Genomic DNA, 13,829 nt, shown 5'->3' with positions numbered 1-13,829 from the left:
TGCGGGTCTCGTCAGGCAAAGGGATCAAACAGGTTCCAGGCCGCACCAGCCGGCGATGAACAGCGCCAGCACGCGGGTCACGTCGCGCAGGCTGTCCAGCGACACCGATTCGTCGATGCCGTGGATGCGCGTCGCCTCCGGCCCGTAGCAGGTGGCGGGCGTGTCGCCATAGAGCTGGAAGAAGCGGGCGTCGGTGGTGCAAGTCAGCGCCACCAGCTCCGGATCGCCGCCGCGCACGGCGCGATGGCTGTCGGCCAGCATGGTCACCAGCGGGTGGGCCGGGTCGATCTCGCAGCCGGCGGCCTGGAAGCCGTTCCACTGCAGCTCGATCCCCACGCCGGACAGGGCCGGGTCGGTGGAGCGCGCCTGCTCCACCGCCCGGGTCACCTCGGCGCGGACCGCCTCCGGCTCCTGCCCGGGGAAGAAGCCGAGCCGGAGGTCGAGCGCGCAGCGCGTCGGGACTGACGACGGCCACTCGCCGCCCTCGATCCGGCCGAGATTGATGTTGACGGGATGGGCATGGCCGCAGAAGGCGGGATGGCGGCAGGACGGCTCGTTCCATCGCACCTCCAGCGCCTTCAGATGCGCCGCCAGCGCATAGGCCGCCTCGATGGCGTTCACCCCGGCCGAGGTGTCCAGCACGTGGGCCGGCGTGCCGGTCAGCACCAGCCGCACCCACATCACGCCGACCTGGGCGATGGAAATGGAGTGGTTGAACGGCTCCGGGATCACGGCGGCATCGGCGCGGTAGCCGCGATGCAGGCAGGCCAGCGCGCCGTTGCCGGTGCACTCCTCCTCGATCACCGACTGGAGATAGACTGGGGCGGCCGGCTGGTAGCCCAGCGTGCGCAATGCTGAGAAGGCGGCGGTGTAGGCGGCGATGCCGGCCTTCATGTCGCCGGCCCCGCGGCCATGGAGCCGTCCGTCGGCGATCCGCGGTTCGAAGGGCGGGGTGGTCCACAGCTCCGCCGGGCCGGTCGGCACCACGTCGATATGGCCGTTCAGGATCAGCGAGCGGCCTTTCGCGTCACGCGGCCTGTGCACGCCGACGACATTCTCGCGGCCGGCATAGGCGCCGAGGAGGACCGGCGGCGAGAAGCCCGGCATGCGGGAAATCGCCTGCTCGTCGATGTCGAAACGGTCGATCTCCAGCCCCAGTGCGGCGAAGCGGTCGGCCATCAGCGCCTGAGCCCCGGACTCGTCGCCCAGCAGCGACGGCTGGCGGACGAGGTCGGACAGGTGCGACACGCAATCGCCCTGCACCGCGTCGGCGGCGTCCAGGATCGCGGCGCGCAGGCCGGGGTCCGGCAACACATGGTCGAGACGGTCTGCCGTATCTCGTGTCATTCTAAATCCTTTGCCCGAATTCCTTTAGCGGCTGCGGCAGGAATGCACGGGCGGGTGGAAAAAGACGAAGCTGTTGCGTTGCGGCACATCCCAAATGGATATGGCCGCCATAACGGGGCATTATGCGGTTTCCGGCATGGCGATGTTTGAAGGCCGCCATGTGTCGATTAGGAAGGCATCCAATCGATCAGGCAAATAAGCATTTTTCATTTCCCCCATGAATCTGATTTATGCCGCAGTTGCTCACAACGCATTCATGTGCGTAGAATTTGGGCGGCGGCAGCGATGCACCGGAATCGGGCAGCGATCAGGAGGGCGGGACGGTGAACGAAACCGAGGCGGAACGGCAGGCCCTGGCCCGTCTGGGCCAGCAGATGGACTGGAACCTGCTGCGCACCTTCATGGTGATCGTGCAGGAGGGCAGCATCACCAAGGCCGCCGTCCGCCTGTTTTTGACGCAGCCGGCGGTCAGCCTCGCCCTGAAGCGGCTGGAGGAGCAGCTTGGCCGCACCCTGATCGACCGCGGCCCCGGCCGCTTCGCAGTCACCGCTGCCGGCGAACAGGTCTATGACGAGGCGGTGTCGATCCACGCCACCGTGTCCCGCCTGGGCGCCCTGGTGCGCGACGCCAAGGACGAGGTCAGCGGCCATGTTCACATCCTGATGACCAGCCGCATCCAGACCCCGCTGCTCGACCGCTCGCTGCGGGAATTCCACCGCATGTACCCGCTGGTGACCTTCCGCATCGACGTGATGGCGTCGGCCGACGCGCACATCGCGTTGCAGCAGCGGGTCGGCGCCATGGCGATCTGCCTGCTGCGCGAGCCGATCCCCGGACTGTCCAGCCAGATCTTCCTGCGCCAGACCTACCGCCTCTATTGCGGTCCGGACTTCCGCCTGTTCGGCCAGAGCGACATCGACATCGCCGAACTGCGCCACGAGAGTTTCGTCTCCTTCACCTCCGACCAGATCGACGGCGCCCTGTCGCCGCTGACCCTGTTCCGTGCGCGGGAGGGCTTCGCCGGCCGCGTCGTCGCCTCATCGGCCAACCTGGAGGAGGTGCGGCGGATGATCGTCTGCGGCCTCGGCATCGGCCCGCTGCCCGAACACATCGCCGCCCGTGACGTGGCCGACGGCCTGCTGTGGGAACTACCGCCCTACGAGGGCATCGCGCCGGTCAACGTCCACCTGATCTGGAACGAGCAGGCCAAGCTGAACCGCGCCGAACGGGCCTTTCTTGAGTATCTGCAAACCGCGCTCGCCGCCGCGCCGGCCCGGGAGCTTGCCGGGGTGGCCGAAGGAAATTCCGACAGCCACCTCCTTCGGGGCTGACGATTGGACAGCTAGGCCGCCGCCCTTGAGCCGTGTGATAACGGAATTGTTTCGACACTGGATTTTTCGATTGCTTTGATGAACGACCCAGGTCTTCCGTTCCCCGCCGGTGTTGGACGATGCCGGTGAGCCGCTCACCCGCCAAGGCATCCCCGCCCGCCTTTCTGAGCGGGGCGGGGGACGTGGCCTCTCTCATGCGCGGCCATGACTGGGCGGCGACGCCGCTCGGTCCGCCGGAGGGATGGCCGCAGGAGCTTCGGGCCATGGTCGGCCTGATGATGCGGTCGCGGCAGGCGATGTTCATCGGCTGGGGACCCGAAGTCACCGTCCTCTACAACGACGCCTATGTGGACATTCTGGGGTCCCGCCACCCGGCGGCGCTGGGCCGGCCGATGAGCGAGGTCTGGCCGGACGCGTGGCCGCAGGTCCGCGATTTCGTCCGCCGTGCCTATGAGGGCGAGTCACTGCTGCACGAGGATCTGCTGATCCCGCTGGAACGGCGCGGATCGGGCGAAGACTATTATTTCACCTTCTCCTACACGCCGATTGCCGGCGAAACGGGCTGCATCGGCGGTTTCCTCTGCATCGTGGCGGAGACCACGCTTGCCGTGCGGGGCAGGCGGCGCATGGCCTTCCACGCCGAACTGGAGCACCGGCTTCGCGAACTGACAAATCCGCTCTGTGTGGTGACCGTGGCGGCGGAGGCGCTGGGCCGGCATCTCGGCGCCAGCCGGGTCGGCTACGGCGTGATGGACGAGAGCGAGCGCTTCTTCACCACGGAGCGCAACTGGACCGACGGCACGGTCGCCCCCCGCACCGGAACCCACGATCTGCTGGCCTTCGGCGAGCCGGTGCTGGCGATCCTGCGCAGGGGACAATCTCTGGTCGTCGACGATGCGGCCACCGATCCGCGCACCGCAACACCGGATCTGCTGGCTGCCTTCGCCGCGTCCGGCTTCTCCTCCGTGGTCACCGCCAGTCTGGTGAAGCAGGGCCGGATGGTCGCGGCACTCTACGTCCATGACCGCCGCCCCAGGCGCTGGCGTGAGGACGAGATCGATCTGATCGAGGAGGTTGCGGAACGCACCTGGTCGGCGGTGGAGCGGGCGCAGGCGGAAGAGGAGGTGCGGCGGGCCAACGAACGGCTGCGGGCGGAGGGGGAGCGGCTGCGCGCCCTGTTCCGGCAGGCGCCGGGCTTCATGTATGTCTGGCGCGGGCCGGACCATGTCTTCGAGATGGCGAACGACGCCTATTTCGAGCTGATCGGCCGGCGCGACGTCATCGGCAAGCCGGGGCGGGAGGCGTTGCCGGAAATCGTCGGCCAGGGCTTTTTCGAGCTGGCCGACCGGGTCTACCGGAGCGGCGAGCCCTTCGTCGGCGAAGGCATGCCGGCGCGGATCGCCCGGCGGCCCGGTGCGCCGCTGGAGGAACGCTTCGTCACCTTCGTCTTCCAGCCGATCCGTGACGGTGAAGGGCAGGTGACGGGCCTGTTCGTCCAGGGCAGCGACGTCACCGGCATGAAGCGGACGGAAGAGGCGCTGCGCGAGAGCGAGCAGCGGCTGCACATCGCCCAGGATGCCGGCGGGGTCGGCACCTTCGAACTGCGCGCCGACGGCCTGCTGGCGGTGTCGCCGCAGTTCTGCCGCCTGTGGGGAATCGACGAACGCCCGCTGGTGCGGCTGGAGGAACTCGTCGCCCTGATCCATCCAGAGGACCGCCCCACCCTGAACACGCTTCAGCCGGGGCAGGTGCCGACGGACGGTCTGGGTTATGTCGAATACCGCATCCTGCGACACGACACCGGTGCCGTGCGCTGGATTGCCCGGCGTGCCCAGGCGTTGAAGCGTGACGAGGACGGGGTTGGAGAAGGCGTGCGGGTTCTCGGCGCCTGTTACGACATCACCGACCGCCGCTATGCCGAGGACGCGCTGCGCGCGCTCAACGCCACGCTGGAGCAGCGGGTGGCGGAGCGGACAGCTGATCGCGACCGCATGTGGCGGCTGTCGACCGACATCATGCTGGTGGCACGGTTCGACGGTACGATCGGCGCGGTCAACCCGGCCTGGACCGCGCTTCTCGGCTGGCGGGAGGAGGAGCTGCAGAACACAGCCTTCCTCGATTTCGTCCATCCCGACGACCGCGCCGCGACGATGTCGGAGGTCGGCCGGCTGCAATCGGGCCTGACCACCCTGCGATTCGAGAACCGCTACCGCCACAGGGACGGGTCCTATCGCTGGATCTCCTGGACCGCGGTGCCGGACGACCGCTTCATCCATGCGGTGGGGCGCGACGTGACGGCGCGCAAGGAGGCTGCTGCCGCCCTGCGCCGGGCCGAGGATCAGCTGCGCCAGGCGCAGAAGATGGAGGCGGTCGGCCAGTTGACCGGCGGCGTGGCCCACGATTTCAACAACCTGCTCCAGGCGCTCAGCAGCTGCCTGACCATGATCGGCCGCCGCAGCGCGGAGCCGCGGCTGGCACCGCTGGTGGAAGCGGGCATGCAGGCGGTCGACCGCGGCGCCAAGCTGGTCCAGCAATTGATGGGCTTCGCCCGCCGCGACAGCCTGCGTCCGGAGCCCATCGACGTGCGCGACCGCGTCCTCGGCATGGCCGGGCTGCTGGAGCGCGCCCTGCGCGCCGACATCCGGCTGGAAACCCGCTTCGCCCCCGGCCTGCATCCCATCGAGGTCGATCCGACCCAGTTCGAGCTGGCGCTGATCAACATGGCGGTCAACGCGCGCGACGCGATGCCCGGTGTTGGCACCCTGACCATCGAGGCGGAGAACCGGACGCTCGGTCCCGGCGACGCAACCGGTCTGGATGGGGCGGGGCTGGAGGGCGAGTTTTTGCGGCTGGCGGTCGCCGACACCGGAACCGGCATGCCGCCGGAGGTGGTGGCGCGGGCCTTCGACCCCTTCTTCACCACCAAGGAGGTCGGCAAGGGCTCCGGCCTTGGCCTTGCCCAGGTCTATGGGCTGGCGCGGCAGGCCGGCGGCACGGTCTGGATCGAAAGCCGGCCGGGGGAGGGGACCCGCATCGTCCTGCTGCTGCGCGCCGGCACCGGCATTCCGAGGGCTGCTGCTGCTCCCGCCCAGGCCGCGGCCGGCCTCGTCCGGGGGGCGCGGGTGCTGATGGTGGAGGACGATCCGGTCGTCGCCTCTTCCGTCGCGGCGGCGCTTGAGGAAAGCGGCTGGACCGTGCTGCGCGCCGCTTCGGCCGACGAGGCGCTGCCGCTGCTGGCGGGGGACGAGCGCATCGATCTGCTGTTCTCCGACGTGGTGATGCCCGGCCGGCTGAGCGGCATCGATCTCGGCCGCGAGGCCACGCTCCTGCGCCCCGGCCTGCCGGTGGTGCTGACGACCGGCTACAGCGAGGATGTGGCGCGCACCGAAGGCATCGCGGTGCTGTCGAAACCCTACCGCATCGACACCCTGCTCCAGACGCTGAGCGAGGCGCTGGCGAAGAAATCCTCTCCCCAGCGGTGAAGGGCTTATGGAGAGGAAGTGTTCGCCATCGCATGCTCCAGAACGCCGTAGATGCGCGGATTGCCCATCTGGGCGACGTTGAAGCGCAGAAATCCCGATGCGGAGTGGGAGACGCTGAACACGTCGCCGGGGGCGAGCACGACATCCTCGCGCAGGGCCGCGCGGGCGACGTCGGCGGCGTTCCGTCCATCGGGCAGGCTGCACCAGAGATAGAAGCCGCCGCGTGGCATCAGCCATGGTGTCAGGCCAATCGCTTCCAGCCGGGCGGCCGTCTCGCGCCGCACCCGTGCCAGACGCCGGCGCAGCCCGTCGAGATGCTTGCGGTAATTGCCGTCGTTCAGGGTGGCAAGGACGAGTTCGGCCGCGGCCGGGCTGGGACCGCCGAAGTTCGTCGCCACCTGCAGATCGACCAGCGCCTCCACCCAGTCCGGCCGCGCCGCGATGTAGCCGCAGCGGATCGAGGCGGACAGCGTCTTGGAAAAACTGCCTATCCGGATCACGCGGGACAGCCCGTCCAGCGCCGCGAGGCGGGGTGACGGCTCGGGTTCGAAACCGGCGAAGATGTCGTCCTCGACGATGGTCAGGTCTTGCGCCGCGGCGGCGCAGAGCAGGCGGTGGGCGGTCTGCGGCGTCATGGTGGCGCCGGTCGGGTTGTGAAGGGCGGAGTTGGTGATGTAGAGGCGCGGCCGGTGCGCCGCCAGCGCCTGGGCGAACAGCTCCGCATCCGGTCCGTTGCGCGTGTAGGGAACGCCGACGATCCGCGCCCGATGGACACGCAGCAGCGCCTGGAAATTGAAATAGCAGGGGTCGTCGATCAGCACCGTGTCGCCCGGCCGCAGCAGCAGGCGGCAGATCAGGTCGATGGCCTGCGTGCCGGAGGCGGTCAGCAGGATCTGGTCGGCCCCGGCGGCGATGCCTTCGTCCGCGAACTGGCGGGCCAGCAGCCGGCGCAGCGGCAGCGATCCGCGTGTGCCACCGTAATCCGCCAGCAGCCCGTCATCCGCCCGCGCCAGCTGGCGGATCGCCCGGCGGATCGCCGCGTTCGGCATCCAGTCGGCCGGCAGCCATCCGCATCCCGGCTTCAGCATCTCCGCCCCGGCATCGAGCGATTGCCGCGACACCCAGAAGGGATCGATGGCGCGGTCGCGCTGCGGTTCCGCCTCGGCCAATGCCAGCGGCGGCATGGCGCCCGACACGTAGAAGCCCGATCCCGGCCGCGACTGGATCGCGCCGTCCGCCGCCAGCCGGTCATAAGCCTCCACCACGGTCGAGGGCGACACGCCCATGGTGGCGGCGAAGCTGCGGATCGACGGCAGCTTTTCCCCCGGAGACAGCTGGCGGTTCGCCATCCTGCGGCGGATCGCCTCCATCACCTCGCCGGTGCGCGTGCCGATCCTGCCCATGATGCCCCACTGCAAAGAAAAGTGTATTGCCCTGTAAGGCAGTACAGTTTGGCGGAATTGTATGGGACTGTCCCTGTCTCCGCCAGAGGTCACCGCGCTAGGATCGTGCTGCGAATTCTGGGGCGCGGAAGGAAAAGGGATGCGGACGTCGACGGCGGGATGGGGCAGCGGGCTGCTCGGCGTGATCATTTTCAGCGGTTCGCTGCCGGCGACGCGCGTCGCGGTCGGCGGCTTCTCGCCGCTGTTCCTGACCGCAGCGCGTGCGGTGATCGCAGCGGCCCTGGCGGCGGGACTGCTGGCGCTGCTCAGGCAGAGCTGGCCGGCACGGCGCGACCTGCCCTCGCTCGCCATCGTGGCGGTCGGCGTGGTCGCCGGCTTTCCCCTGCTGACCGCGCTGGCGCTCCAGCACATCACCTCGGCACAGTCCATCGTCTTCATCGGCCTGTTGCCGCTCGCCACCGCCCTGTTCGGCGTGCTGCGGGGGCGGGAAAGGCCGCAGCCGGCCTTCTGGCTGTTCTCGACGGCGGGCAGCCTGACCGTCGCCGGCTTCGCCCTGTGGCAGGGCGGCGGGGCGTCGCTGACCGGCGACCTGCTGATGATCCTGGCGATCCTGCTCTGTGGGCTCGGCTATGCCGAGGGGGCGACCCTGTCGCGCCGGCTGGGCGGCTGGCAGGTCATCTCCTGGGCGCTGGTGCTGGCGCTGCCGGTGATGGCCGGCGCGGCGGTTGCGACCATGCCGGACGATTGGACCGGCGTCGCCATGCCGGCCTGGATCGGGCTCGGCTATGTGTCGGTGTTCAGCATGCTGGTCGGCTTCGTCTTCTGGTATCGCGGGCTGGCGCTGGGCGGCATTGCCGGCGTCGGACAGTTGCAGCTGCTCCAGCCCGCCTTCGGCCTGATCCTCGCCGGGCTGCTGCTGCACGAACCGGTCGCCTGGACGATGATCGCCGCGACCGGGCTGGTCGTGCTCTGCGTCGCCGGAGCGAAGCGGTTCGTTTGAGCGTTTAAACCAATCCGCCGGCCTTGAACCCGGTCATCGCGACGATGACGGCCAGCAGGGCGAGGATGGTCGCCAGCCCGATCGGCAGGGCGCGGCGATAGATCGCCCCCTCCGACCGTTCCAGCCCGACCAGACCGGCGGCCAGCACGATGCGGCCGGGGGTCAGCATGGTGCAGATGCTGCCGGCGACGGTCTGGACCGCCGCGATCAGGATGGAGGGCAGGCCGCTTTCGGCGGCAAGGCTCAGCTGGATGTGCATCATCAGGGCGTTCGATGCCGTATTGGAGCCGGTCAGCATGCCGGCCGCGGCGCCGAAGACCGGGCTTGCCAGCACGGCGAAGCGTCCGGCCACCTCGCGCCAGGCGTTGCCGAACATCGCCGCTCCGCCGGAGGCCGACATGAAGGTGGCGAACTCGACGAAGACCAGGGTCGCCGCCATCGGCACCAGGGCGGCGCGAAGGGCGCCGCGCACCATTTTCCCGGCCTCGGCGCCCGGCAGGCCGGCCAGCAGGATGCCGGCGATCAGCACCAGCCAAGTCGCCGGATGGCGCAGCAGAGCCAGCGGGGCAAGACCGCCGAACGGGTCGAGCACCAGCCAGTGCCCGGTCCAGTCCGACAGCGGCGGCAGCAGGCGGGTCGCCATCAGCCCGGCGATCAGCAGCCCATAGGGCCAGAGCCGCTCGGCCAGCTCCCGGACACCGGTGCCGCTGCGCAGCAGGCGCGGCCCCTCCACCACCAGCAGCAGGACGGCGGTCGCCAGCCCGCCGCCGAGTTCCGGCGCGACGAACCGGTTGGTCAACCAGATCAGCCCAGCCAGACAGAGGAGAAGCACGACGTCGGTCGCCCGCTCGCTCAGGCTGGAGCGCAGCCCCGACGACTGGATCAACCCCCAGAACACCGGCAGGAGACAGGGCAGCACGACCGCCATCAGGAGGGCGCTGGCGGTTCCAAGCTCGGTGAAGGACACGCCGATCAGCTCGGCGCCGACGCGGCTGCCGACGCCCATCGCGCCCCAGGCGGCGAGCACCTGACTGAACAGGCCAAGCGCCGCGGACTGCACCGGCGGCAGCCCCAGGCTGCGCAGCATGGCGAGCGCCACCACCAGACCGACGCCGAACCCCGTCACCGACTCCGCGAAGGGACCGACCAGGAAGCAGGCGACGAAGACCGCGCGCCGCCGGTTCTCCTGCGCGACCGCGGCCGTCCGTGTGCCGCGCGCCTCGAAGGCACGATGGAACAGCAGGCCGGCGGCGATGATCGACATCGCGTGCCATGCTAGCCATGCCCCTTCCCCCGCCTTGACCGCGGCCAGACCCAGCACCGGACCGGCCGACGGCTGCGCCATAAGCATCGGGGCGACCATCGTGACGAGCGCCAGCGCCATGCCGGCGATCCCGGCAGACAGCAGGCTGACCCGGCGGGAGGCGAGCAGCAGGATCGTGCCGACGAGCGGCATCATATGGAAGGCAAGAATCATGATCGGCCAGACGCGTTCCGGGGGGTGAGTGCCGGCGCGAATCCTGGCCGGGGCCATTGGATACTAGTATATCTGCGGTGGTGCAACCATTCGGCGCCGGCAATGGCGCCGAATGGTTGCGCAGGATGGTCGCGGATGCGTCAGGCCGGCGTGTCGCGGTGGATCTTGAACGGCGCCCAGGACTGGCTCACCGGCATGATCTCGACGCTGTTGATGTTGACGTGCGGCGGCAGCGAGACCACCCAGCGCACCGTCTCGGCGATGTCCTCGGGCTGGAGCGGGTTGGCCCCGCCATAGAGCGCATCATAGGCCGCCTTGTCGCCGCCGGTGCGCACCAGGGTGAACTCGCTTTCCGCCAGACCCGGCTCGATGGAGGTCACGCGCACGCCCTGCGCCGACAGGTCGCTGCGCAGGCCGAGCGAGAACTGCCGCACGAAGGCCTTGGTGCCGCCATAGACGTTGCCGCCGGGATAGGGCCAGTTGGACGCGACCGATGCGAGGTTGACGATCAGCCCGCGTTGCGCGATCAGCCGGGCCAGCAGCAGCCGGGTGATCGTCACCAGCCCGGTGACGTTGGTGTCGATCATCGTGCGCCACTGCTCCAGGTCGCAGTCCTGCGCCGCCCCGGTGCCGAGTGCCAGCCCGGCATTGTTGACCAGGACCGAGATGTCGGCGAAGGCGTCGGGCAGGGTGGCCAGCGCGGCGCGCGTCGCCTCCTCGTCGCGGATGTCGAAGCACAGCGGATGGACGACATCCGGCCCGCCCAGCGCCTCGACCAGGGCGTCCAGCCGGTCCTGGCGCCGGCCGGTGGCGACGATCCGCCAGCCTTCCGCCACCAGCCGCCGGGCGATGGCGTCGCCGAAACCGGAGGTGGCGCCGGTGACGATTGCAATCTTCTGGGCGGCAATCTTCGGGGCGGTGTTCGACATCCTGTGATCTTTCCTCGTGACGGAAGTGCGTGGCAACCATATAGCCCGAAACCGTCCGGGTCGATGGCCGCCCGCGCTCCAGCCTAAAGCGAAGCGCCGCCGCAGACGAGGATCTGCTGCCCGGTGATGGCCGCCGCGGCGTCGGACAACAGGAAGGCGGTCAGCGCCGCCACCTCCTCCGGCTTGATGAAGCGGCCGATGGGCGGAAGTTTCGGCGGCAGGCCGGTGCGGTTCGGGTCCTTCAGCATCGGTGTGTCGGTCGCCCCCGGCGCCACCACATTCACCGTGACGCCGCGCGGCGCCAGCTCAAGCGCCCAGGAGCGAGCGAGACCGACCATCGCCGCCTTGGTCGCCGCATACTGGCTGCGGCCAGCGGCCCCCTGCGCGGTGCGGCTGCCGATCAGGACGATCCGGCCACCGCCGTCCGGCAGGTGCGCGGCGACATGCTCGACCAGCTGCGTCGTGGCCTCCACATGCAGGCGCCACATCGCCCTCGCATCGTCCCCAGCCAGCTCGCCGAGCCTGCCGACCCGCATGACCCCGGCGGCATGGACCAGCGCATCGACGGGCGGCAAACCGGCCAGCGCCTTCGCCACGGAGTCCGGCGCCATCAGGTCGGCCGGGGTGAAGCGCAGGTTCGGATGGTCGATGGCGGGGGCCGAGCGGCTCATTCCCTCGACCAACCAGCCATCCTGCAGCAGCCGTTCGGCGATGGCGGCACCGATCCCGGAACTGACGCCGGTGACGAGGGCGCGCCTTTCCATGTTCATCCCGGCGCCCTCCTTCATGCCACGGTCAGCGCGATGCGGCCGAGGCCGGGGAAGTCGGCGACGGCGCGGCTGCCGGGCTCGATGAAGATGGTGCCGGTGCAGGACCCGGTTGTCACCGTGTCGCCGGCATGCAGGCCGCCGAACGGCCGGGCGCCGACATTGGCGAGCCAGGCAAGCAGGCGGATCGGGTCGCCGGCCTTGTTGCCGCCCACCGTGTCGATCCTGCGCTCGCCGTCGATGTCCAGCGTCAGCGGCTGGGTCACCGGATCGATGTGGCGCCAGTCCGCCGTGGCCGCTCCGACGATCAGCGCGCCGTGGTTGCCCTGATCGGCCAGCGAGGCGAGCGGCCCCTGCGAGCCGTAGGCGGTGAAGCGGGTGTCGCAGATCTCGAAGGCCGGATGGATGGAGCCGACGGCGTCCAGCACCTCGTCCCGCGTCCAGGGCTCGTCACGGGCCGGCAGGTCGCTTTTCAGGCGATAGACGATCTCCGCCTCGATCCCGATGACGCGGAACATTGCGGCGGGCAGCGTTCCGGTCTCGAAGAACAGCGTGTCGGCATGGATGGGCGCACTCGACGGCTCGGCATCGGCGGCGGAGGCGCCGACCTTCCAGGCGGTCACCGGGCCGATGCCGCGGGCGACCTCGGTCTGGATGGCGTAGGCATCGGCCTTGTCGGCGGGCATCGCCGCCGGCGGCAGGGCATCGAGCGGGCGGTTGTCGCGGCGCGCGGCGAGCAGCGCCCCGGCGGCCTCAAGAACGGCCTCGGCGGTCATGGTCATGGGACAAGTCCCCGGAAAATGAGGAATCGGACGGGCGGGGGGAACGCCGACTGGCGCCCCCATCGCCGGTCAGTTGCCGCTGCCCACCCAGTCGGGCGAGACGCGGCTGTATTTGATGGCCTGCCGGAAATAGGTGAAGGCGACATGCAGGTCGCCCTCCGCCGTCTGGGTGACCGATGGGTAGGAGAATTCCCGGTTCAGGCTGTCCTTGGAGTTGTTGGTCATGCAGTAGCCGTCGCCGACCTCCAGGTTCCGGCGCAGCGGCCAGCTCAGCCCGCCATCCTCCGACAGGGCCAGCGTCAGCGGCGCACGCGGCGCGCCCCAGAAGGCCTTGCGGGCGGGCGGCTGTGCCGGCTGTGCGGCGACCGCAACGGCGGCGCCACCGGCCGGGACGTCGTCTTCGATCTCGTCATAGAGCGAGGCGCGGCGCTCAGTTGCGTCCTCCGCACTGGACTCGTTGAAGACGATGGCGAGCCGGCCGTCGGCCAGCGCCGTCACCTGGATCGAGGAGTTGTTGTTGGGCAGCCCGGTCGGAACCGGCGCGCTCCAGCTGCGGCCATTGTCGGTGGAGACGCTGCGATAGACATGGTCGGCCCAGCGGCTGCGGTAGAAGGCGGCCAGCGTGCCGTCGCGCAACGGCACGACGCTCATATGGACGCAGCCGACACTGTCGGGCACGGGATGCTCGGTCCAGCTTTCACCACGGTCGGAGGAGATGCGGACGGCGCTGGTGTCGTTGTCGCCCACCCACTTCTCGCCCGGCGTGCCGTGGCAGAGGAAGGTCGGCAGCAGCCAGTCGCCGTTCGGCAGCACCACCACCGGCTGGCGGATGAAGATGCCGTCGCCGCCGGTGCCTTCGAACAGGGTGCGGATGGGCCCCCAGCTCCGGCCATGGTCGGCGGAGCTGCGGCAGCGCACGACAGCGGTGTCCTGGTTGCCGGAGATTTGCGCGGTGTAGAACAGCCACAGCGTGCCGTCCGGCGCCGGGAACAGCACCGGGTTCTGTTCCGAGCGGGTCGGGTCGTCCGACAGCTTGACCGGATCGGTCCAGCGGTCGGAGCCCTTCGCCAGCCGCGAGAAATAGATCGAGATGTCGGGGATGCCTTCCTGGGTGCCGCCGAACCAGACGCAGCCGAGATCGCCGTTGCCGAGCGCAACGATGTTGGCGGCATGGTTCTGGACGCAGGGCGACGGCAGATAGGCGTCACGGCGCCCGGCGTCTCCGTCCACGGGCGCAACGCGCCCGCGGTCGGTGGTGGAGGGCAGGGTTGAGGATGTGGTCATGGCTGTCACATGCAAACTGGGGAAGGG

General features: G+C 69.7%; 10 protein-coding genes. 3 read left to right on the top strand and 7 right to left on the bottom strand.

The window, feature by feature from the left end; all coding sequences use genetic code 11:
• Positions 1–24: 24 nt before the first annotated feature.
• The gene (locus ABNQ39_RS25220; protein WP_376963334.1) at positions 25–1,347 is read right to left on the bottom strand and encodes a M20 family metallopeptidase; all 1,323 of its coding nucleotides are present in this window, start codon (positions 1,345–1,347) and stop codon (positions 25–27) included.
• 323 nt (positions 1,348–1,670) lie between these two features.
• Here ABNQ39_RS25220 and ABNQ39_RS25215 point away from each other — a divergent pair, with 323 nt between their 5' ends.
• Together ABNQ39_RS25215 and ABNQ39_RS25210 are read left to right on the top strand one after the other, a co-directional pair.
• Complete coding sequence (locus ABNQ39_RS25215; protein WP_376963331.1) at positions 1,671–2,678, top strand: LysR family transcriptional regulator; 1,008 nt, start codon at positions 1,671–1,673, stop codon at positions 2,676–2,678.
• 182 nt (positions 2,679–2,860) lie between these two features.
• Entirely contained in the window at positions 2,861–6,160 is a 3,300-nt protein-coding gene (locus ABNQ39_RS25210; protein WP_376963328.1) for a PAS domain S-box protein, read from the top strand.
• A gap of 5 nt (positions 6,161–6,165) precedes the next feature.
• Here ABNQ39_RS25210 and ABNQ39_RS25205 read toward each other — a convergent pair whose 3' ends face one another.
• On the bottom strand, positions 6,166–7,563 hold the full coding sequence (locus ABNQ39_RS25205; protein ID WP_376963325.1) for a PLP-dependent aminotransferase family protein: 1,398 nt from the start codon (positions 7,561–7,563) through the stop codon (positions 6,166–6,168).
• 139 nt (positions 7,564–7,702) lie between these two features.
• On the opposite strand from ABNQ39_RS25205, the gene ABNQ39_RS25200 reads away from it, so the two are divergent.
• A complete protein-coding gene (locus ABNQ39_RS25200) occupies positions 7,703–8,563 on the top strand; it encodes a DMT family transporter (RefSeq protein ID WP_376963322.1) in 861 nt (286 codons plus the stop codon).
• Between the two features lie 4 nt (positions 8,564–8,567).
• Here ABNQ39_RS25200 and ABNQ39_RS25195 read toward each other — a convergent pair whose 3' ends face one another.
• The 5 genes from ABNQ39_RS25195 to ABNQ39_RS25175 all read right to left on the bottom strand — a co-directional run bounded on the left by ABNQ39_RS25195 (position 8,568) and on the right by ABNQ39_RS25175 (position 13,802).
• A complete protein-coding gene (locus tag ABNQ39_RS25195) occupies positions 8,568–10,040 on the bottom strand; it encodes an L-lactate permease (protein WP_376963319.1) in 1,473 nt (490 codons plus the stop codon).
• A 140-nt stretch (positions 10,041–10,180) separates the two neighbouring features.
• On the bottom strand, positions 10,181–10,969 hold the full coding sequence (locus ABNQ39_RS25190) for an SDR family NAD(P)-dependent oxidoreductase (protein WP_376963316.1): 789 nt from the start codon (positions 10,967–10,969) through the stop codon (positions 10,181–10,183).
• Between the two features lie 83 nt (positions 10,970–11,052).
• On the bottom strand, positions 11,053–11,739 hold the full coding sequence (locus ABNQ39_RS25185; protein ID WP_376963312.1) for an SDR family NAD(P)-dependent oxidoreductase: 687 nt from the start codon (positions 11,737–11,739) through the stop codon (positions 11,053–11,055).
• Between the two features lie 14 nt (positions 11,740–11,753).
• The gene (locus ABNQ39_RS25180) at positions 11,754–12,518 is read right to left on the bottom strand and encodes a 2-keto-4-pentenoate hydratase (protein WP_376963310.1); all 765 of its coding nucleotides are present in this window, start codon (positions 12,516–12,518) and stop codon (positions 11,754–11,756) included.
• Positions 12,519–12,587: 69 nt separating this feature from the next.
• On the bottom strand, positions 12,588–13,802 hold the full coding sequence (locus tag ABNQ39_RS25175) for a sialidase family protein (protein WP_376963307.1): 1,215 nt from the start codon (positions 13,800–13,802) through the stop codon (positions 12,588–12,590).
• Between the last annotated feature and the right edge of the window lie 27 nt (positions 13,803–13,829).

This window comes from Azospirillum sp. A26, assembly GCF_042604635.1.
Lineage (GTDB): Bacteria > Pseudomonadota > Alphaproteobacteria > Azospirillales > Azospirillaceae > Azospirillum > Azospirillum palustre.
The sequence above is the reverse complement of the archived record's forward strand: the minus strand, read 5'-3'. Positions and strand labels throughout refer to the sequence as shown.

Coding starts and splice junctions, on each gene's coding strand:
- ABNQ39_RS25220 (WP_376963334.1), bottom strand. CDS start 1,347: ATGACACGAGATACGGCAGACCGTCTCGACCATGTGTTGCCGGACCCC.
- ABNQ39_RS25205 (WP_376963325.1), bottom strand. CDS start 7,563: ATGGGCAGGATCGGCACGCGCACCGGCGAGGTGATGGAGGCGATCCGC.
- ABNQ39_RS25200 (WP_376963322.1), top strand. CDS start 7,703: ATGCGGACGTCGACGGCGGGATGGGGCAGCGGGCTGCTCGGCGTGATC.
- ABNQ39_RS25195 (WP_376963319.1), bottom strand. CDS start 10,040: ATGATTCTTGCCTTCCATATGATGCCGCTCGTCGGCACGATCCTGCTG.
- ABNQ39_RS25190 (WP_376963316.1), bottom strand. CDS start 10,969: ATGTCGAACACCGCCCCGAAGATTGCCGCCCAGAAGATTGCAATCGTC.
- ABNQ39_RS25185 (WP_376963312.1), bottom strand. CDS start 11,739: ATGAACATGGAAAGGCGCGCCCTCGTCACCGGCGTCAGTTCCGGGATC.
- ABNQ39_RS25180 (WP_376963310.1), bottom strand. CDS start 12,518: ATGACCATGACCGCCGAGGCCGTTCTTGAGGCCGCCGGGGCGCTGCTC.
- ABNQ39_RS25175 (WP_376963307.1), bottom strand. CDS start 13,802: ATGACCACATCCTCAACCCTGCCCTCCACCACCGACCGCGGGCGCGTT.